15 protein-coding genes are annotated in these 19529 nt (G+C 64.4%); 5 read left to right on the top strand and 10 right to left on the bottom strand.

Annotated elements, in window-relative coordinates:
• Window positions 1-29: 29 nt before the first annotated feature.
• Window positions 30-1238: an acetylornithine deacetylase gene (gene argE / locus ABDB81_RS09280; RefSeq protein WP_160472128.1), complete on the bottom strand. Its 1209-nt coding sequence runs from the start codon at window positions 1236-1238 to the stop codon at window positions 30-32.
• A 64-nt stretch (window positions 1239-1302) separates the two neighbouring features.
• Window positions 1303-4755: a transcription-repair coupling factor gene (gene mfd / locus ABDB81_RS09285; RefSeq protein WP_160472129.1), complete on the bottom strand. Its 3453-nt coding sequence runs from the start codon at window positions 4753-4755 to the stop codon at window positions 1303-1305.
• Between the two features lie 177 nt (window positions 4756-4932).
• On the opposite strand from mfd, the gene ispD reads away from it, so the two are divergent.
• Window positions 4933-5685, top strand: coding sequence for a 2-C-methyl-D-erythritol 4-phosphate cytidylyltransferase (gene ispD, locus ABDB81_RS09290; RefSeq protein WP_137924449.1), 753 nt, complete (start codon window positions 4933-4935; stop codon window positions 5683-5685).
• Between the two features lie 28 nt (window positions 5686-5713).
• Window positions 5714-6220, top strand: a complete 507-nt coding sequence (gene ispF, locus ABDB81_RS09295) for a 2-C-methyl-D-erythritol 2,4-cyclodiphosphate synthase (RefSeq protein ID WP_160472131.1) — start codon at window positions 5714-5716, stop codon at window positions 6218-6220.
• Window positions 6221-6235: 15 nt separating this feature from the next.
• Here ispF and ABDB81_RS09300 read toward each other — a convergent pair whose 3' ends face one another.
• The 6 genes from ABDB81_RS09300 to ompR all read right to left on the bottom strand — a co-directional run bounded on the left by ABDB81_RS09300 (window position 6236) and on the right by ompR (window position 12006).
• Complete coding sequence (locus ABDB81_RS09300; protein ID WP_137924451.1) at window positions 6236-6817, bottom strand: GNAT family N-acetyltransferase; 582 nt, start codon at window positions 6815-6817, stop codon at window positions 6236-6238.
• Window positions 6818-6990: 173 nt separating this feature from the next.
• Window positions 6991-7512 (bottom strand): carboxymuconolactone decarboxylase family protein, encoded by a 522-nt coding sequence (locus ABDB81_RS09305; protein ID WP_137924452.1) that lies wholly within the window; start codon window positions 7510-7512, stop codon window positions 6991-6993.
• Between the two features lie 122 nt (window positions 7513-7634).
• Window positions 7635-8183, bottom strand: coding sequence for a peroxiredoxin (locus tag ABDB81_RS09310; RefSeq protein ID WP_130390292.1), 549 nt, complete (start codon window positions 8181-8183; stop codon window positions 7635-7637).
• 245 nt (window positions 8184-8428) lie between these two features.
• Window positions 8429-9727 carry an MFS transporter gene (locus ABDB81_RS09315; RefSeq protein ID WP_346810677.1) on the bottom strand — a complete coding sequence of 433 codons (1299 nt, stop codon included), beginning with the start codon at window positions 9725-9727 and terminating at the stop codon, window positions 8429-8431.
• Between the two features lie 184 nt (window positions 9728-9911).
• Window positions 9912-11261, bottom strand: coding sequence for an ATP-binding protein (locus ABDB81_RS09320; RefSeq protein ID WP_137924454.1), 1350 nt, complete (start codon window positions 11259-11261; stop codon window positions 9912-9914).
• A gap of 22 nt (window positions 11262-11283) precedes the next feature.
• Window positions 11284-12006 (bottom strand): two-component system response regulator OmpR, encoded by a 723-nt coding sequence (ompR, locus tag ABDB81_RS09325; protein ID WP_010810107.1) that lies wholly within the window; start codon window positions 12004-12006, stop codon window positions 11284-11286.
• A 286-nt stretch (window positions 12007-12292) separates the two neighbouring features.
• On the opposite strand from ompR, the gene ABDB81_RS09330 reads away from it, so the two are divergent.
• On the top strand, window positions 12293-12667 hold the full coding sequence (locus ABDB81_RS09330; RefSeq protein WP_346810680.1) for a hypothetical protein: 375 nt from the start codon (window positions 12293-12295) through the stop codon (window positions 12665-12667).
• A gap of 25 nt (window positions 12668-12692) precedes the next feature.
• Here the strand turns inward: ABDB81_RS09330 and ABDB81_RS09335 are convergent, their stop codons facing one another.
• Window positions 12693-13958, bottom strand: a complete 1266-nt coding sequence (locus ABDB81_RS09335; RefSeq protein WP_346810682.1) for a Zn-dependent hydrolase — start codon at window positions 13956-13958, stop codon at window positions 12693-12695.
• Between the two features lie 38 nt (window positions 13959-13996).
• A complete protein-coding gene (gene hpnD, locus ABDB81_RS09340) occupies window positions 13997-14827 on the bottom strand; it encodes a presqualene diphosphate synthase HpnD (protein WP_160472137.1) in 831 nt (276 codons plus the stop codon).
• Between the two features lie 422 nt (window positions 14828-15249).
• Here hpnD and ABDB81_RS09345 point away from each other — a divergent pair, with 422 nt between their 5' ends.
• The gene (locus ABDB81_RS09345) at window positions 15250-16398 is read left to right on the top strand and encodes an efflux RND transporter periplasmic adaptor subunit (protein WP_237380273.1); all 1149 of its coding nucleotides are present in this window, start codon (window positions 15250-15252) and stop codon (window positions 16396-16398) included.
• Window positions 16399-16407: 9 nt separating this feature from the next.
• Window positions 16408-19527, top strand: a complete 3120-nt coding sequence (locus tag ABDB81_RS09350; RefSeq protein ID WP_346810684.1) for an efflux RND transporter permease subunit — start codon at window positions 16408-16410, stop codon at window positions 19525-19527.
• Window positions 19528-19529 lie beyond the last annotated feature (2 nt).

A 19529-nucleotide genomic window follows, 5' to 3' on the forward strand; every position in this document is an offset into this window, starting at 1 on the left:
GTGGCGCCCGGTAGCACGGGATGGAAAACTCAGGCCACCCGCAGGCTGTCCACTACCTTGTGCAGGAAGGTCTCGCAGTCAGCCAGCTGGTCGAGCGCGACGAACTCGTCCGGCTTGTGCGCTTGCTGGATATCGCCGGGGCCGCACACCACGGCCGGGATGCCGGCGCGCTGGAACAGGCCGGCTTCGGTGCCGTACGCCACCTTGTTGGTTTCGCGGTCAGCGGTCAGCGCGCGCACGAGTTGCGTGATGGCGTCAGATTCGGCCGCATCGAGCGACGGCGCGGCGGCAATCTTGCTGATGGCCATGCTGGCGTCCACATGCTCGGCCTGCATCTTCGGCACCAGCACATCGGCAACATAGCCCTGGATGCGCGCGAGGATGGCTTCGGGATCGACACCCGGCAGGTTGCGGAACTCGAACACGAACTCACATTCGGCCGGAATCGTGTTCAGCGCGATGCCGCCCTGGATCGTGCCGGTCGATGCCGTGGTGAAAGGCACGTCGAAGGCGCGGTCGTAGGGGCCATTGGCCTTGAACTCGTCAGCGATGTCGCGGATATAGCAGATCAGCCGCGCGGCGTATTCGATGGCGTTGACCCCCTTGGGCGTGAGCGAGGAATGCGCGGCCTGGCCTTTCACGCAGCAGCGGTACGCGTTGATGCCCTTGTGCGCGACGATCGTGCGCATGCTCGTCGGCTCGCCCACGATGCAGCCCGAGGGTCGCACGCCGCGATCGCGCAGTTCGGCCAGCAGGTACGGCGCACCCATGCATCCGATTTCCTCGTCGAACGACAGCGCATAGTGAACCGGCTCGCGCAGCTTGGCTTCGAGAATGGTCGGCAGCAGCGACAGGCTTGTGCCGATGAAGCCTTTCATGTCGCAGGTGCCGCGGCCATACAGCTTGCCGTCGCGGATCACAGGCTTGAACGGGTCGGTGGACCAGTTCTGGCCGTCCACGGGCACCACGTCGGTATGGCCCGACAGCACGATCCCGCCATCGGTGGCGCCATTCGCAGCGGGGACGGTCACAAACAGGTTGGCCTTGTCGCCCTGCGGGTTATAGCTCAGATGCGGGCGCAGTCCCTTGGCCAGGAAATGGTCACGTACCGATTCGATCAGGCCAAGGTTGGAATGGCGAGAGGTGGTATCGAACGACACCAGCCGCTGGGTCCAGTCGAGCGCGCTGCCGCGCGGCGGGGTGTCTTGGGCGGCGATGGTGTCTTGAGTGGTTGGCATGGGGCGATGTGTCGTGAGAAAACGTTGATTCGTCAAGGATGAGATCCTACACCCGGCGCGTCAGTCAGGCCAACTGCCGCAGCGTGTGCTTGATCGTCTGCGCGCGGGCGGCCACGTCTTCCATCTTGGCCTCGATACGCAGCTTGTCCTGTCCGGCCAGCTTGATGTGCCGGTTCTTCTGCACAAGTTCGATGATCTTGATGGCGTCGATGGGCGGGTTCGGCACGAACTGCATGCTGACCGTGGCCTCGCCCGCGTCGATCTTGCGCACGCCCAGCGGCGCAGCGGCTATGCGCAGCCGGTGCGTTTCGATCAGTGCCTGCGCCTGCGCGGGCAGACGGCCGAAACGGTCGATCAGTTCTTCCTGAATATCGTCCACGCGCTCGCCGGTTTCGCAGTTGGCCAGACGCTTGTAGAGCGACAGGCGTTCATGCACATCGGCGCAGTAATCGTTCGGCAGCAGGGCCGGCGTGCCGAGGTTGATCTCGGTAGTGGCCGCCAGTGGCGCCATCAGATCCGGTTCCTTGCCGGCCTTGAGGGATTTCACGGCGGCGTTGAGCATGTCCGTGTAAAGCTGGAAGCCGATCTCGTGGATCTCGCCCGATTGCTTGTCGCCAAGTACTTCGCCCGCACCGCGAATCTCCAGGTCGTGCATGGCCAGATAGAAGCCCGCACCCAGTTCCTCCATCTGCTGGATGGCTTCGAGCCGGCGCTGCGCCTGCTTGGTCAGCCCCTCGGGGTCGTGCACGAGCAGATACGCGTAGGCCTGGTGATGGCTGCGGCCCACGCGTCCGCGCAACTGGTGCAACTGCGCCAGGCCGAACTTGTCGGCGCGGTGGATCAGGATCGTGTTGGCCGTCGGCACGTCGATACCGGTTTCGATAATCGTCGTGCAGAGCAGGATGTTGTCGCGGCGTGCCACGAAATCTCGCATCACGCGTTCGAGTTCGCGTTCGTGCATCTGGCCGTGCGCCACGGCGATGCGCGCCTCGGGCACCAGTTCGGCCAACCGGGCGCGCTTGTTCTCGATGGTCTCCACCTCGTTGTGCAGGAAGTAGACTTGTCCGCCGCGCTTGAGCTCCCGCAGGATAGCCTCGCGAATCACGCCGTCTTCCTCGCGTCGCACGAACGTCTTGATGGCCAGCCGCTTTTGCGGCGCCGTTGCGATGACCGAAAAATCGCGCAGCCCTTCCAGCGCCATGCCCAGCGTGCGCGGGATTGGCGTGGCGGTCAGCGTCAGCACATCTACCTCGGCACGCAGCGTCTTCAGCGCTTCTTTCTGGCGTACCCCGAAGCGGTGTTCCTCGTCGATGATGACCAGACCCAGGCGCTGGAACTTCACCTGATCGGACAGCAGCTTGTGCGTGCCGATCACGATATCGACGGTGCCGTCGTTGATCTGCTTGATGGCCGCGTCGATTTCCTTCTTCGTCTTGAAGCGCGACAGTTCCACGATGCGCACCGGCCATTCGGCGAAGCGGTCTGACAGCGTCTGGAAATGCTGCTCGGCCAGCAGCGTGGTGGGCGCCAGCATCGCCACCTGCTTGCCGCCGAGCACGGCCACGAATGCGGCGCGCAGAGCCACTTCGGTCTTGCCGAAGCCCACATCGCCGCAGACCAGACGGTCCATCGGCTTGCCCGAGGTCATGTCGGCGATGACTGCCGAGATCGCTGCAGCCTGATCCGGTGTTTCCTCGAAGCCGAAGCTCTCGGCGAAAGTCTCGTAGTCCTTCGGCTGCAACGGGAAGGCAAAGCCTTCGCGCAGCGCGCGGCGCGCGTAGAGGTTCAGCAGTTCGGCGGCGGTGTCCCGGATCTGCTGCGCGGCGCGGCGCTTGGCCTTGTCCCACTGGCCTGTACCGAGCGAATGCAGCGGCGCGGTTTCCGGATCGGCGCCCGAGTAGCGCGAAATCACGTGCAGTTGATGCACGGGCACGTAGAGCTTGCTGGCGCGGTCGTAATCGAGGTGCAGGAACTCCTCGTCGCCCTGGCCCATGTCAAGCGTGACCAGCCCCTGGTAGCGGCCGATGCCGTGCTCGCTATGTACCACGGGGTCGCCGATCTTGAGCTCGGCCAGATCACGAACCATGGCGTCGACGGTACTGGCCTGTTCCTGCTTGCGACGTCCGGCACGGCGCGTGGTGCCCGCGTAGAGCTCGTTCTCGGTTACGAAGGCGAGCGATGCAGAGGGCAGCGCGAAGCCGCTCTGCAGTGGTGCCACGGCAATCGAGAAATGCGATTCCCCTGCCAGGAACGCCGCGAAATCCTCGACGATCATCGGGCGCAGGCCGCTTTCGGCGAAGAACTGCAGCAGTGTTTCGCGCCGGCCAGCGGAGTCCGCGCACATCAGCACGCGCGTGGTCTTGTTCAGCAGCAGGGCTTCCAGATTGACGAGAGGGTCCTCGGCGCGGCGATTCACCGAGACGTCGGGCAGACCCGCTGCGAAGGGCGTGGCTTCGGCAGGTGCCGGTTCGCGCTGCAGCACCAGCCGCGCCAGCGGCTTTGCGCCGACGAAGAACTGTTCCTCGGACAGGAAGAGGTCCGCGGGCGGCAACAGCGGCCGTTCGCGGTCGTGGCGCATGAAAGTGTAGCGCTGCATGGTGTCGGCCCAGAAGCGCCGAATGGCTTCGTCGACATTGCCCGCGAACGCCAGTTGCGTGCCCTGCGGCAGGTACTCGAACAACGATGCGCTTTGTTCGAAGAACAGCGGAAGGTAGTACTCGATACCGGCGGACGGCACGCCGTTGCCAATGTCCTTGTAGATGGGCGACTTGGTGGGGTCGCCTTCGAAAACTTCTCGCCAGCGGCCTCGGAACGCCGTGCGCGCGGCCTCGTCGAGCGGAAACTCGCGACCGGGCAACAGCCTGACTTCCTTGACCGGGTAGAGACTGCGCTGCGTATCCGGATCGAACGCGCGGATGGTTTCGATTTCCTCGCCGAACAGGTCGATCCGGTATGGCAGCGCCGAACCCATCGGATAGAGATCGATGAGTCCGCCGCGCACGCTGTACTCGCCTGGGCGCATCACCGCACTGACATGCTCGTAGCCGGCCAGTGTGAACTGGGCCTTGAGCGCGGCTTCATCGAGCCGCTCGCCTTGCTTGAAGAAGAACGTGTACGCCGCAAGGAACGACGGCGGCGCCAGTCGATACAGCGCTGTGGAGGCCGGCACGATCATGACATCGCACTGGCCGGTCTGGATGTCGTGCAGCGTTGCCAGCCGCTCGGAAACGAGATCCTGGTGCGGCGAGAAGCTGTCGTACGGCAGCGTTTCCCAGTCAGGTAGCAGTCGGACGCGCAGTTCCGGCGCGAACCACGCAATCTCGTCGGCCAGCCGTTGCGCATCCATGGCATTGGCGCAGACCACGGCCACCATTGGCACGCTGCCACGATGCTGGCGCGCGTAAGCGGCCACCACGAGGGCGTCGGAGGCGCCGGGCAGTCCTGCTACGGCATGGCGCATGCCCGGCTTGACCAGCGGCAGGGCGGCGGAAGGAAAGTCGGGCAATGTGTCAGGCATGGGTAGCAAGGATGCAAAAACGACGCCACCCCGCCGGCGATGCTTGGGGCACGCGCGGGCAGGGGTGTTGGCGATGCCGCCACGGCCCGGAGGCCATGGCGGCGAACAAGGGCCGTATTATAGAATGCGGTCCGGCCGGCTTGCAGCCGGGCTTCCTATCATCCACCCGCAGAACCTGTGTCCGATCGTCGATTCGCCCTGATTCCCTGTGCCGGTACCGGCAGCCGCGCCGGAGGCACCGTGCAGAAGCAGTACCAGACCGTGGCCGGGCGGCCGATGCTCTGGTTCGCGCTGGCGGCGTTCTCGGCTTGTGAAGCGATCAGCGCCACGGCCCTGGTACTGGCACCCGACGACATGCCACTGGAGTCCCGCTTTGGCGCACAGGCGTTTGCGGGGCTGCGTTTCGATACGGCTTTCGTGGGTGGCGATTCACGCCATGCCTCGGTATTGGCGGGCCTCCATCACCTCCAGACACTGGGCGCGTCAGACACCGACTGGGTGCTGGTCCACGATGCGGCACGACCGGGCCTGACGCCGGCGATGATCGATACGCTGGTCCGCGCCGTGGAATCCGACGATGCGGCCAGCGAGCCGATCGGCGGCATCCTGGCGGTGCCCGTGCCCGATACGCTCAAGCGGGCAGAGCAGGGTGTGCCGACCGCCGCGCGGATTGGCGCGACCGTGCCACGCGATGGCCTGTGGCAGGCGCAGACGCCTCAGATGTTCCGCATCGGCGTACTGCGTCATGCCTTGGAGGATGCGATGGCTGCTGGCGCCGTGGTCACCGATGAGGCCAGCGCCATCGAGCGGCTGGGCCTGCGTCCGCGACTGGTGAATGGGTCGCTGCGCAATTTCAAGGTCACGTATCCCGAAGACTTCGCGTTGGCAGACGTACTGCTGCGCGCGGGCGCCGCGCCGTCGGCGTCCTGATATTTTCCTGAATCCAGAAGGAGCCGTTTTGAATCCGTTCGATTTCCGTGTAGGGCAGGGCTACGATGTGCACGCGCTGGTTCCGGGGCGCAAGCTGATCCTGGGCGGCGTGGATATCCCCCATGATCGCGGCCTGCTGGGCCACTCAGATGCCGATGCGTTGCTGCATGCCGTGACGGACGCGCTGTTCGGTGCCGCCGCGCTGGGCGATATCGGCCGGCATTTTCCGGATACCGATCCCAATTTTGCCGGGGCCGACAGTCGGGTGCTGCTTCGCGAAGCCGCGCGCCGCGTACGCGCAGCGGGATTCGAGATCGGCAATGTCGATGCCACCGTGATTGCGCAGAAGCCGAAGCTCGCGCCGCACATCCAGGGCATGGTGGCGAACCTGGCCGAGGATCTCGGCCTGCCGGTCACGCATTGCAACGTGAAGGCCAAGACGAACGAGAAGCTCGGGTTCGAGGGGAAGGAGGAAGGCATCGTCGCGCAGGCGGCGGTGCTGATCTATCGCCGCCCGGCAGACACCCAGGACTGAGTCCCGGGCAACACCTCAGAGGGGCGGTGGCGAAGGCATCGGTGCTTCTTCTGGCGTGATCGTGTAGACGTAGTCGATGAGGCGCGCCATGGCTCCATGGCGTGCACCGGCCTCCGTACGTTTCTGGAAGCCCATCTGTTCGCAGAGTCTGATGGCGGAGTCCATCTCGGGCATGGCGCGGCAGACCAGCGAATGCGCGCCGATGTCACGGGCGCGCTGGATGCAGATCTGCATCAATCGCTTGCCAAGTCCCATCCCGCGCGCCTGCGGGCTGACCGAAAGCAGCCGCGCCTCGGGCTGCGTCAGCGTGATCGTGCTGTCATCGAGCGCGGGCACCGTGGCCCCTGGATGACAAAACAGCACGGCGCCACTGATGCCGTGATCGGTTTCCGCCACCCACCATTCCATGTCCGGATTGTCCTTGGCCGCCAGTACGGAATGCATGCCGCGCTGGAATGATGCCCGGCAATCTTCCATGATGCCAAGTTCATATTGACCGTAGGCTTGTTGCGTGACGGCAGCGATATCGCCCCAGTCATACACCGCGGCCAGCCGGAAACGGAAGCGCGGCGAAGTGTGCGAAGGCAAGGAGCTCATGGCGACTGCGATGTTCGTGACCTTGGCTGGATTGTAGGCCGACCGCAGCACAAATGCACCGCCTCATTGGCGCGAGACCGTGTCAGAGAACATCCATCCGCCAATAAAAAACCGGCCAGGCATCGTTCGATGCCGGCCGGTTCAGGATCGCCGGGAGCCGCGCGATGGGCGGCTTACTCGGCTGCGATCACATTGGCTGCGGCGCCGATCACGGCGGCAATGCGGCCCACGTCACGCAACTGCTGGGCGCTCATGCCTTGCTCGTTCTTCAGCAGGTGGTAGTGCGACTTCACGCAAAAATGGCACTTGCCGATGATCGACGCGGCCAGCGCGTACATCTCGAAACGTCGCTTGTCCACGCCGCCGTGCGTGGCGTATGCGTTCATGCGCAGGCCAGCCGGCTGGCTGGCCAGATCGGGGTCTTCGGCCATCTCGACGTACGGATACCAGAGGTTGTTCATGCCCATCAGCGCCGATGCGGTCTGGGTGGCGGTGACTTCCTCGGGAGACAGCACGTTGGCGTTGCGAATCACGTCGACGATCACCTTGCTCTTGGCGGCGAACGCGGCAGCCAGTGCCACGGCCACGGCATCGTTGCCTTCCAGCGATGAGCGCGCGATCGTACCGTCCACGTTCAGACGGATGTCCTTGGCGTAGTCGGGAATAAGATTTTTGATCGTGCTGAGGAATTCCATTTATTTCTCCTATCGACGAGGGCTCAAAAAACCCGCACATAGCGGGTTTCGGCGTGGAAGGGCGCATCGCCCCTCCACGCGAGGTGCCGAATCGCCTTGCGGCGACGGGCAGGCAGGGCCAATTACAGCGTGGCGCCGCCCACAGCACGGTTGCACGGGCACAGTTCGTCCGTTTGCAGACCGTCCAGGATACGCAGGACTTCTTCCGGGTTACGGCCGACGTTCAGGTTGTTCACCGAAACGTGCTGGATGACGTTGTCCGGATCGACGATGAAGGTGGCGCGCAGGGCAACACCGGCAGCCACGTCACGCACGCCCAGCTGGTCAACCAGCGAGCCGGTCACGTCGGCGAATTGCCATTGGTCCAGCTTGTTCAGGTCCTTGTGTTCACGGCGCCATGCCAGCTTCACGAACTCGTTGTCGGTCGAGCCGCCCAGGACGATCGCGTCACGATCTGCGAAGTCGCCGTTCAGCTTGGCGAAGGCCACGATTTCGGTCGGGCACACGAACGTGAAATCCTTCGGGTAGAAGTAGATCACCTTCCACTTGCCTTCGAACGACTTCTCGGTGATGTCTTCGAAAGCCGACTGGCCGTTTTCCTCGTGGTTGTTGAAACCAGGCTTCACGCCAACGATCTGGAACGCTTCGAGCTTTTGACCAACGGTCTTCATGGACTTCTCCTGATACGGTTTGAAGAGAGTGAGGCGAGCGACACGCCACCGTGTTCACGGGCATCACCCGATACACGGAAGCAATCGCAACAATCTGTGATTATGCGCCGTCAGACACTGCCGGAGCCAATTGAAAATCTCAAAGGCCGCGATAGGCAATCTCGACTGCCGCAGTGCAGCAAACAGCGAAGCCGCAGTATGCCACGCATGGACGGACAGTGTCGTGACAGCGCACGTATCGGCTGTCAGGCCGTACGCAGCGCTGCCTGCTCGCGCTGCGCACGAAAGATGATCAGCGTGGCTACCAGGCCGCACACTGCCGCGAATGTGAGCCACAGGCCCGGCGCGGCCTTGTTGCCCGTTGCGTGGATCAGATAGGTGGAGATGGCCGGCGTGAAGCCGCCAAACAGCGCGGTGGCCAGGCTATACGCCAGCGAGAAGCCGGTGGTCCGTACGGCTGCCGGCATCACCTCGGCCAACGTCACGACCATCGCGCCGTTATAGCTCGCGTACAGGAACGACAGCCACAGTTCCACCATCAACAGGCGGCCGAATGATGGCTCCGCTACCAGCCACGATACGGCGGGGTACGCGGTCAGCAGCGTGGCGATGGTGAACACCACGAGCAGCGGCTTGCGGCCCACGCGGTCGGACACGGCGCCCATCAGCGGCAGCCAGATGAAGTTCGACAGCCCGACGCACATCGTGACGATCAGGTTGTCCACGTCATCGAGCTTGAGCACGGTCTTGCCGAAGGTGGGCGTGTAGGCGGTGATCATGTAGAACGAGACCGTGGTCATCACCACCATCATGCAGCCGGCGACGATGATGCCCCAGTTGTCGAGCATCGAGCGGTAGATCTCGCGGGTGGACGGCCGATGCTTGCGTGTGCGGAACGCCTCGGTTTCCTCCAGCGAGCGGCGGATCATGAACAGGAACGGCACGATCAGGCAGCCGATCAGGAACGGCACGCGCCAGCCCCAGTCGTCCATCTGCGCCGGTGCCAGCGTGGCATGCAGGATCACGCCGAGCAGCCCGGCGAAGATCACGGCTACCTGCTGGCTGGCTGACTGCCATGCCACGTAGAAACCTTTCTGGCCGGGTTTGGCGATCTCGGACAGGTAGACCGAGACGCCGCCCAGTTCCACGCCTGCCGAGAAGCCCTGCAACAGCCGGCCGAACAGCACCAGCAGCGGCGCCGCCACGCCGATCGACGCATAGCCGGGCACCAGCGCAATCAGCAGCGTGCCGAGCGCCATCAGCACCAGCGTGACGATCAGGCCCTTGCGGCGCCCGTGATGGTCGATGTATGCGCCCAGCACGATGGCGCCGAGCGGGCGCATCAGGAAGCCCGCGCCGAAGGTGGCGAGCGACAGCATCAGCGACGCGAATTCATTGCCGGAGGGGAAGAACGTACGGGCGATGGCAGCGGCGTAGAAGCCGTACACCATGAAGTCGTACATTTCGAGGAAGTTGCCGCTGACAACACTGAACACGGTGCGAAACCCGTGTTGGGAGGTCGGTGTGCTGGGAGTGCTGGACATGGCTGTCTCTCGGTCTGGCGTCCCGTGGGGCGGGTGCCTGTAGTCGATTGTTCAGCCAGTGTGCGCGTCGGCGCTGTCATTCGGCTGTCAGCAGCCTTTCAATCCGATATCAGTAGCTGAAGAAAACCTGTCAATGCGAAGGACGTGGCGCGAATCGGCAAAGCCGTGTCGTCCGGAAGCGACGTCAGGCGCGGCGGAACATGGCGCTGACTACGAGTCCGCTCTTCGGTGCCTGGCGGTTGGCCAGCACCAGGCGTCCGCCGTTGCGCTGCAGGATGCGGTTCACGATCGACATGCCAAGGCCAGCGCCCTTGGCTTCGCTACGGGCGCTGTCGAGCCGGTAGAACGGTCGGGTCAGCAGCGAAAGCTGCTCGTGGGGTACGCCGGGGCCGGTGTCGGCCACCGTCAGCACAGCGTCCTTGTCGTCCAGGCTGGTAGTGATTTCCACTTCGGCCATGCCCGTTTCCTCGTCCTTGGCATAGCGGCGGGCGTTCTCCACAAGGTTGTCCAGAATGCGCTGGATTTCCATGCGATTGGCCACGGCCATGACCGGACCGTTGGACCGCACGTGCACGCGCACATCGTCGTGCGCGGCATAGACGCCCACCGATTCCTGCACCAGCGCGGAGAGATCCACCGGCTCCACCACCTCCTGGCCCGGTCGGGCATAGTTCAGGAACTGACCGATGATGGCGTCCATCTGTTCGATGTCGGCAATCATCGCGTCGCGCGTGGTGGCATCCACAGGCGACATCTCGGTTTCCAGGCGCAGACGCGTGAGCGGCGTGCGCAGGTCGTGGGAAATACCAGCGAGCATGACCACGCGGTCGTCGTCGAGCTGGCGCAGGTCGCGCACCATCTGGTTGAAGCTGCGGTTGGCCTGGGCCACTTCGCTGGCGCCTTGCTCGCGCAGCGGCGGTGGATCGCCACCCGTGCCGATCAGCTTGGCGGCATTGGTCAGCCGCTTGAGCGGATAGTTGACGCGCGCCGTGATGAATGCGGCGCCGATAATCGATAGCAGCAGCGCGGCAATACTCCACCATAGCCACTGGATGCCCGGTACGCGCTCGAAACGCTCGGGGCTGATGGCCACCCAGTAATCGTCGCCCTCGATCTCGAAGCTGACCCAAACGCCGGGAATGTCGTTGACCGTGGTGGCGAGTACCGTGTCTTCGCCCAGGCGGCTGCGAATCTCCTGCTGTACCAACTGGGTGAGGAACGGGTTGGCCTTGGGCGCGGCGAAGTCGTCGTCCTTTTCTCGCGGATAGACCTTGATGCCTTCGTTCTGGACGAGGTCGAGCAGAAGGAACCGGCGCCGCGCGGGGTCGGAGTAGAGCAGGGCGGCGCGCGTGAGCTTGACCACGCTGACCACCTGCATGGCGATCTGCTGGGCGCGCGGTGCGCGTTCGAAGAGCCGGTAGCTCTGGAACCAGATACCCAGCGAGATCGCCAGCAACAGGGCGATCAGCATGAAGGTTCGCCAGAATAGCGAACCGAAGAACCGCGTTGCGGTACGGCCGAGAGCGGTCGACACGATGCTGCTGTGCGGACCGGCTTTACTTCACGCCATCGGGGATGAAGACGTAGCCGAGGCCCCAGACCGTCTGGATGAAGCGCGGGTTGCTCGGGTCCGGCTCGATCAGCTTGCGCAGGCGGGAGATCTGCACGTCCAGGCTGCGGTCGAATACCTCGTATTCTCGGCCGCGTGCCATTTCCATGAGCTTTTCGCGCGAGAGCGGCTGGCGGGGATGGCGGGCGAAGACCTTGAGCACCGAGAACTCGCCCGTGGTGAGCGTGATTTCCTCGTCGTTCTTGGTCAGCGTGCGCGTGGCCAGGTTCAGCACGAAATCGCCAAAGGCGAACGTTTCCGGCGTCTCCGACGGAGCGCCCGGCACTTCGGCCGGCCCCTTGCGGCGCAGCACCGCGTGGATGCGCGCAATCAGTTCACGGGGGTTGAAAGGCTTGGGCAGGTAGTCGTCAGCGCCCATTTCGAGGCCGACGATGCGATCCACATCCTCGCCCTTGGCGGTGAGCATGATGATCGGTGTCTGGTCGTTGGCGCCGCGCAGGCGACGGCAGATCGAGAGGCCATCCTCGCCCGGCATCATCAGGTCAAGCACCAGCAGGTCAAACCGTTCGCGCAGCCAGAGCTTGTTCATGGCCGTGGCGTTTTCCGCTACGAGAACCGTGAAGCCCTGCTCGCCAAGGTAGCGGCGGAGCAGGTCGCGCAGGCGCGGGTCGTCATCCACGACGAGAATCTTGTGGCTGGTATTTTCCATGGCGGTATCTTAGCGATTATCGCTTTCGCTCAAAATGGCTTAACAAAACGTTACATACTTTACCCCGTGGTATGGCGGCATGCACCTTCTGTGCAATTACACTCCGCAAACCGTTGTCAGAGGCCGTCCTGCATGGCCCGAGAAAACATGGTCACCACGGGTATTTCGCTTCCCGCGTTTCCGGCACTGGCACGCTGCCTGCTGCAAACAAGGGCAATGCGGATGCCGGCAAACGGAGGGTCCGGAGGACTAGTCCGGAGGCACTGTCGAAAACCGCCATTATCCAATGAAAGTGAAGCAAAACCGGCACGGGCAAACCCTGCGTCGCGCTACCCGCGCGCCATCGGGATGGCTTGTCGGCATGACCCTGCTACTGGCAATGGCATCCGCGCCGGCCCATGCGCAGTCGGCAGGGATGGCACATCTGCTCCATCCGCGCAGCCAGCCGCCTGGGGCACAGGGCAGTGCGCCACAGCCTGACCGCAACCGCCAGCCCTCGCCCCCGCGCCGTAACGACCGCGCCGAAACCGAGCGCGACATGGCCGAGCGTGCCGCCCGCCAAAGCCAGCGCGGCGGCCATCAGAACCTCTCGCCCGACGAGCGCAAGACGCTGCGCAAGAATCTCTACGACTACAGCAAGGAAATGTACCGCGGCGGTTGATGCCGCCGCCTTCCTTGCGAAGCCATTATCCGCCCTTCGGCCGGAAATGCCGCAGGAAGTCTACAAAGACTTCCGCCGCCTGCCTGGCATCGTCCTCGGTGATGGTTTCCAGCGGGTTGTGGCTGATGCCCCCGTTGCCGCAACGCACAAAGAGCATGGCCACGTCGGTGATCCGCTGCATCATCATCGCGTCGTGACCCGCACCCGAGGGCAGTTCGAACGTCTCCAGTCCCCGCTTTTTCAGTACAGCCGCAAATTGATCCATCAGCCAGCGCGCGCATGGCGCGTTGTTGACCGGCGTCACGCGTTCCACACTTACCTGCAGGGCGCGGCGCGCGGCAATCTTCTCGATCCCCGCCACAATGTCGGCGATGGCGGCTTCCCGGATGCCATCCTCGCCCGCGCGGATGTCCATGGAAAACGTGCAGGCGGCCGGAATCACGTTGCTGGAGCCATCGGGCACCTGCAACTGGCCCACCGTCCCGACTAGCGTAGGCACCCGCCCGCAGCGTTCTTCCACCAGCAGGATCATCTCCGCCGCGCCCGTGGCCGCATCGCGGCGCATGTCCATCGGCGTGGTGCCGGCATGGCTGGCCAGGCCCTCCACCCGCACCTGGAAGCGGCTGCTGCCGGCGATCTGCGTCACGATACCCAGCGGCAGGCCGCGGTGCAGCAGTACCGGCCCCTGTTCGATATGCACTTCGACAAAGCCTGCCAGTGTGGCGGGATCTACCGCTGCGGCGCGCAGCGCATCGATCGAGCCACTGCCCGGGAATCCGGCTGCCGCCAATGCGGCGCCCATCGTGATGCCATCGGCGTCCACGCGGTCCAGCAGTGCCGGGTCGAAGCGTCCGGCCAGCACGCTGCTGGCCAGGAAGCTGGTCTTGAAGCGCAGCCCTTCTTCCTCGGCGAACGCTATAACTTCGAAGTGGTAGGGCAGGCGGATGCCCGCGTCTCGCAGCGCCCCCACAACTGCGATCGGTAGCAGGATGCCCAGCCGGCCGTCGTAGCGACCACCGTTGCGCACCGTATCGAAATGCGAGCCGGTCATCAGCACCTTGGGATCCGCCTCGGCGGGATCGGCGGCATACCGGCCGATCACATTGCCGATGGCGTCAATGCGCACACTCATTCCTGCCTCTTCCATCCAGCGAACCAGTTGCGCTTGCGCCTGAGCGTGCGCGGGCGTCAGGAAGGCGCAGGTCAGCCCACCTTCCATGTCGGAATGCTGGGCGAGGAGGTCGGCGCGGTCCAGGATCGACTGGCCGAGGGAGGGCTGGGCGGAGGTCATGATTGCTTTCTGGTGACTACTGAATGGGGGGTGTTGCTTCAGCCGTTCCGGAGCCAGGTCTTCCACGCCAGCCAGAGCTTGCGCATCGGCGTGAGCGCGGTGCGTTGCGTGAGTACCTGGAACTCGCCTGCCTCGATTTCATCGAGCAGCGCGTGGTGGATGGCTGCCAGCGCCAGCGGTGCGCGCAACGCGCGGCGATCGGCACGCGGCAGGGTGTCGAGCGCTTCGCGATACAGCGTCCGGGCCTGCGCCGCCTGGTCGCGCATCATCACCGCGAATTGGGGCGAGTACCGCGATTGCATGATGTCGGCGGCTGGCACCTCGAAGCGCTGCAATGTGTCCACCGGCACGTAGATCCGGCCCTGGCGCGCGTCGCGGCCCATTTCGCGAATGATGCGGATGCGGAGTTGCGACAGGCCGATCTTCTCGGCAGCGGCCAGCGTCTGCGGATCAGTGCAGCCCAGCAGCCGTGCCGCCAGCTTGCCGAACGTGCCGCCCACGGCGCGGCTGTACTTAGCCAGCGCGGATTCGTCTATATAGCGCGATTGCGCCAGATCCATCTCGGTGCCGTCGAGTGCCTGGGTCATCTCGGCCACGGGCAACTGGGCCAGGAACGGCTGCAGGGCGAGGCTCACCGGATGGGCGCCCTTGCCGTCATACAGGCGGCGTAGTTCGGCGCGCCACCAGTCCAGTCGCTGCAGGGCCACGCCGGCATCATGATTCTCGTGAACGATGGCATCGAGCTCCAGGCGCCACGCCTGCAAGGCGGTCAGGGCACGCCGGCGCTCGGGGGAAAGCAGCAGGCAACTGTAATAAAAGCTCGAACCGCTTTTCGCGGCTTTGTCCTGGCAATACTGATCGGGCGTCACGCCAATCTCTTTCTGGTAAGGCGGGTGGGGAGGCGGGCGACGTAGGGGCGCCGAGGCCGCGAATTGTAACATCGGCGTCCGCTCCCCGATGTTGCAGGTGACGCCCGCTCCGCGACTTTTCGTCGCGTCAGCGCGCCATTTGTCATCCGCCGTTTGACGCACTCGAGCCGGATGGCTATATTACTGACCGGCCAGTTAGTAAGTGTCCGCCCAGATGGCGCGGCATTGGCAAGACGCCCGGAAGAGGCGTTGACGAGACCCCCACGGCCGGTCGGCCGCGCCAGAAATTCCCGACGTTCGCTCCACCTCTCTATCAAAGACGCTTGTCCATGCCAGTGCCATTTGCCAGGCCGGAAGTCGCGGCCGATGAAACCCAGGATTGCAAGGTGCCGCGTGGCACTGCCTCGGCGTGGGGGCGCCGCATGCGCACCGTCGGCGCCGGCCTGACAGGTCTGGTGCTGGTGCTGGGCTTGTCCGGTTGCGGGAAGAAGGCGGAAGGGGAAGCACCGGTCCGTCCGGTTCGACTGATGCAACTGAGCCCTACGGCCGGCAAGACTGCTTTCGAGTTTTCTGGCGATGTCCGTCCCCGCATCGAATCCCGGCTCGGCTTCCGCGTGGGCGGCAAGATCGCCGCGCGTCTGGTGGATGTGGGCGCCACGGTGCGTAAGGGACAGCCGTTGGCGCGGCTCGACCCTACCGATCTGGCACTGGCCGAATCGGGCGCCCGTGCGCAATATGACGCCGCCAAGACCGACCGAGACCTGTCGGCTTCCGATCTCAAGCGCTACAAGGAGCTGGCTGCGCGCAACTTCATCAGTTCGGCAGAACTGACCCGCCGCCAAGCTACCTATGACTCGGCCGCGTCGCGGCTGGAACAGGCGCAGGCCAACCTGCGCAATCAGTCGAACCAGACCGGCTACGCCGTGCTGACGGCCGATGCCGATGGCGTGGTGACGGCCATCGACGCGGAAGTGGGCCAGGTAGTGTCGCCGGGGCAGTCCGTGGTCCGGGTGGCCCAGACGGCCGAGAAGGAAGTGGCCATCGGCCTGCCCGAGGATCAGGTCGATATGCTGCGCGGCGTCTCGGATGTCACGGTCCACACCTGGTCGGAACCCGGCCGGGCGTTGCCTGGGCGCGTACGCGAGATTTCCGCGGCGGCCGATCCGGTCACGCGTACCTATCCCACGCGCGTGACGATTCCGAATCCCCCGCCCGACCTGCGCATCGGCATGACGGCTGTCGTGCAATTCACTCGCACAGGCGAGAACGCGGCGATCCGGATTCCCTTGACGGCACTGCTCCAGCAGAAGGGCAGCAATCAGGTCTGGATCTATACCCCGGGCGAGGGTGGTAGCGGCACGGTGAAACCCGTGCCCGTCACGCTGGGCGAGGCGCAGGGCAACCTGATCGAGATCCGGCAGGGCCTGGCACCGGGCCAGACCATCGTCACCGCCGGCGTGCATTTGCTCAAGACCGGGCAGCGCGTCAAGCCGATGCAGGCTGTCACGCCGGCCCAGCCGGCGTCGAACCCGGGCGTGCGCATCAGCGCCCTCGATCGTCATCTGGGCTGAGGCCGGCCCATGGAACATTCCCGCTTCAATCTGTCGCGCTGGGCGCTGGAGCACCAGCCGCTGACGCGCTATCTGCTGGTCGTGCTGCTGATCGGCGGCCTGATCGCGTTCTTCCAACTGGGTCAGGACGAAGACCCACCGTTCACGTTCCGCGTGATGGTGGTGCAGGCGTACTGGCCCGGCGCCACGGCCGAGCAGATCGCCGTGCAGGTCACGGACAAGATCGAGCGGCAACTGCAGGAAGTGCCGTACGCGGACAAGATCCGTAGCTTCTCCAAGCCGGGCGAAACCACGGTGATCTTTCAACTGGCCGACAACGCACCGGCCAAGGACACTGCGCAGATCTGGTACACGGTTCGCAAGAAGATCGGCGATATCCAGCAGACGCTGCCGCAGGGTGTGCGCGGGCCATTCTTCAACGATGAATTCGGCGATGTCTATGGCTCCATCTATGCGTTGAGCGCAGATGGCTTCAACTACAAGGAGCTGCGCGAGTACGCCGACCTGGTGCGCCAGGATCTGCTACGCATTCCCGCCGTGGCCAAGGTCGCGCTGATCGGACTGCAGGACGAGAAGCTCTATATCGAGTTCAACCAGACGCGCTTTGCGCAGCTTGGCCTCGATATCAATGCCATTGCCAACCAGATTGCCGAGCAGAACAACCCCACCGGCAGCGGGGTGCTGGTCACGCCCACCGATAACCTGCAGGTCCGTGTCACGGGCCAACTGGGAGATGTGGAGGACCTGAAGAATCTGGTGCTGCGCGGTCCGAACGGTATTGCCAACATCCGGCTAGGCGATATCGCCAACGTCTATCGCGGCTATGTCGATCCGCCCGTCAGCCGCATGCGGTACAACGGTAAGGACGTGATCGGGCTGGGCATCTCGATGGAGAAGGGCGGCGACATCATCGCGCTGGGCAAGGAACTGCGCCGCGTGACCGATCGGCTGCGGGGCCAGTTGCCGATGGGCATCGAGATGGAGCAGGTGCAGGACCAGCCCAAGGCGGTTCAGCGTAGCGTGGGCGAGTTCGTGCACGTGCTGATCGAGGCCGTGGTCATCGTGCTGGGTGTCAGCTTTGTTTCGCTGGGGCTGCATACCCGGCCGTTGCGGATCGACGTGCGCCCCGGACTGGTGGTGGCGCTGACCATCCCGCTGGTGCTCGCCGTGACGTTCCTGTTCATGAACATCTTCGGCATCGGCTTGCACAAGATATCGCTGGGGGCGCTGATCATTGCGCTCGGCCTGCTGGTGGATGATGCGATCATCGCCGTGGAAATGATGGTCCGCAAGCTGGAAGAAGGCTTCTCCAAGATGGAGGCGGCCACGTTTGCCTACACCTCCACGGCCATGCCGATGCTGACCGGCACGCTGATCACGGCGGCGGGCTTCCTGCCGGTGGGGCTGGCCAAGTCCACAGTGGGCGAATACACCTTTGCGATCTTCGCGGTCACGGCGATGGCGCTGATGCTGTCTTGGCTGGCGGCGGTGTATTTCACGCCGTATCTCGGCTATCTGCTGCTGAAGACGCGGACCGCGGACGGTGGCCATCACGAGGTCTTCGACACGCCGTTCTACAAGGGCTTCCGCAAGCTCGTGCATTGGTGTGTCACGTGGCGCAAGTCTGTGATCGTGATTACGCTGGCGATGTTCGCGCTGGGGCTGTTCGCGTTCAAATTTATCGAAACGCAGTTCTTCCCCGATTCGAGCCGTCCCGAACTCATGGTGGAACTGTGGATGCCGGAAGGCACCAGCTACAGGGAGATGGAGACCGTTGCCAAGCGATTCGAGGAGGCGATGCGCCGCGACGAGGATGTGGACAGCATCACCACGTTCGTGGCCAACGGCTCGCCGCGCTTCTACCTGCCGCTGGACCAGATCTTCCCGCAGTCGAACGTGGCACAGGTGATCGTGATGCCGGTGACGGTGGAGAAGCGCGATCCCTTGCGCCGTCGCGTCGAACGCGTGATCGCTACCGAGTTCCCGCAGTTGCGCGGCCGGGTGAAGCTGTTGCCGAACGGGCCGCCCGTGCAGTATCCGGTGCAGTTCCGCGTGATCGGCCCGGACGCCGCCGTTGTGCGAAAGGTGGCAGATCAGGTCGCGGCCGTGATGGCCGACAATCCGAAAACGGTTGGCGTGAACGACAACTGGAACGAGAACGTCAAGATGCTGCGGCTCGAACTCGACCAGGACAAGGCGCGCGGGCTCGGGGTGACGACCAATGCCGTGGCGCGTGCCACGCAGGCCGTGCTCACTGGCGTGCCGGTGGGGCAGTACCGCGATGCGGACAAGCTGATCGACATCATCATGCGCACGCCGCGCGAAGAACGCGATGCAATGTCGGATCTCAACAACGTGCTGGTGCCCACCAGCAGCGGCCGGGCCGTGCCGTTGACGCAGGTGGCCCGCGTCACGCTGCGCTCGGAGCCCGGCGTGATCTGGCGTGAGAACCGCGACTTCGGCATTACGGTGCAGTCCGATATCGTCGAAGGCATCCAGGGCCCGACCGTGACCGCGCAGATCAATCCGAAGCTCGATCCGATCCGCGCGTCTCTGCCCGCCGGCTATCGCATCACGATTGCCGGAGCCGATGAGGAAAGCGGCAAGGCTGGAGCGTCGATTGCCGCGCAGCTACCGCTTTGCATTTTCCTGATCTTCACGCTGCTGATGCTGCAGATGCACAGCTTCTCGCGTTCGGTGATGGTGTTCCTGACCGGCCCGCTGGGCCTCATCGGGGCTGCCGCCGCGCTGTTGCTGCTGCGTGCGCCGATGGGGTTTGTCGCGCAGCTCGGCATTACCGCGCTGCTGGGCATGATCATCCGGAACTCCGTGATCCTGGTGGATCAGATCGAGCAGGATATCGCTGCCGGCCTGCCGGCCTGGGAGGCCATCGTGGAATCGGCCGTGCGTCGTTGCCGGCCGATCCTGTTGACGGCAGCGACGGCGGTACTGGCCATGATTCCGCTGGCGCGGTCCGTGTTCTGGGGGCCGATGGCGGCCGCCATCATGGGCGGCCTGATCGTGGCCACGCTGTTGACACTGTTGTTCCTGCCGGCGCTCTATGCCGCGTGGTTCCGGGTTGCACCGCCAGATGGCAATCGGAGCGACCAGGGTGTGCTGGCGGGCTGACG

This window comes from Cupriavidus sp. DL-D2 (assembly GCF_039710735.1).
In the GTDB taxonomy this organism is placed as follows: Bacteria; Pseudomonadota; Gammaproteobacteria; order Burkholderiales; family Burkholderiaceae; genus Cupriavidus.

Bases quoted from the DNA above. Each gene is read 5' to 3' on its own strand.
- argE (WP_160472128.1), bottom strand. From the start codon at position 1,238: ATGCCAACCACTCAAGACACCATCGCCGCCCAAGACACCCCGCCGCGC.
- ABDB81_RS09310 (WP_130390292.1), bottom strand. From the start codon at position 8,183: ATGAAGACCGTTGGTCAAAAGCTCGAAGCGTTCCAGATCGTTGGCGTG.
- mfd (WP_160472129.1), bottom strand. From the start codon at position 4,755: ATGCCTGACACATTGCCCGACTTTCCTTCCGCCGCCCTGCCGCTGGTC.
- ABDB81_RS09305 (WP_137924452.1), bottom strand. From the start codon at position 7,512: ATGGAATTCCTCAGCACGATCAAAAATCTTATTCCCGACTACGCCAAG.
- ABDB81_RS09315 (WP_346810677.1), bottom strand. From the start codon at position 9,727: ATGTCCAGCACTCCCAGCACACCGACCTCCCAACACGGGTTTCGCACC.
- ABDB81_RS09350 (WP_346810684.1), top strand. From the start codon at position 16,408: ATGGAACATTCCCGCTTCAATCTGTCGCGCTGGGCGCTGGAGCACCAG.
- ABDB81_RS09335 (WP_346810682.1), bottom strand. From the start codon at position 13,958: ATGACCTCCGCCCAGCCCTCCCTCGGCCAGTCGATCCTGGACCGCGCC.
- ABDB81_RS09345 (WP_237380273.1), top strand. From the start codon at position 15,250: ATGCGCACCGTCGGCGCCGGCCTGACAGGTCTGGTGCTGGTGCTGGGC.
- ompR (WP_010810107.1), bottom strand. From the start codon at position 12,006: ATGGAAAATACCAGCCACAAGATTCTCGTCGTGGATGACGACCCGCGC.
- ABDB81_RS09330 (WP_346810680.1), top strand. From the start codon at position 12,293: ATGAAAGTGAAGCAAAACCGGCACGGGCAAACCCTGCGTCGCGCTACC.
- ABDB81_RS09300 (WP_137924451.1), bottom strand. From the start codon at position 6,817: ATGAGCTCCTTGCCTTCGCACACTTCGCCGCGCTTCCGTTTCCGGCTG.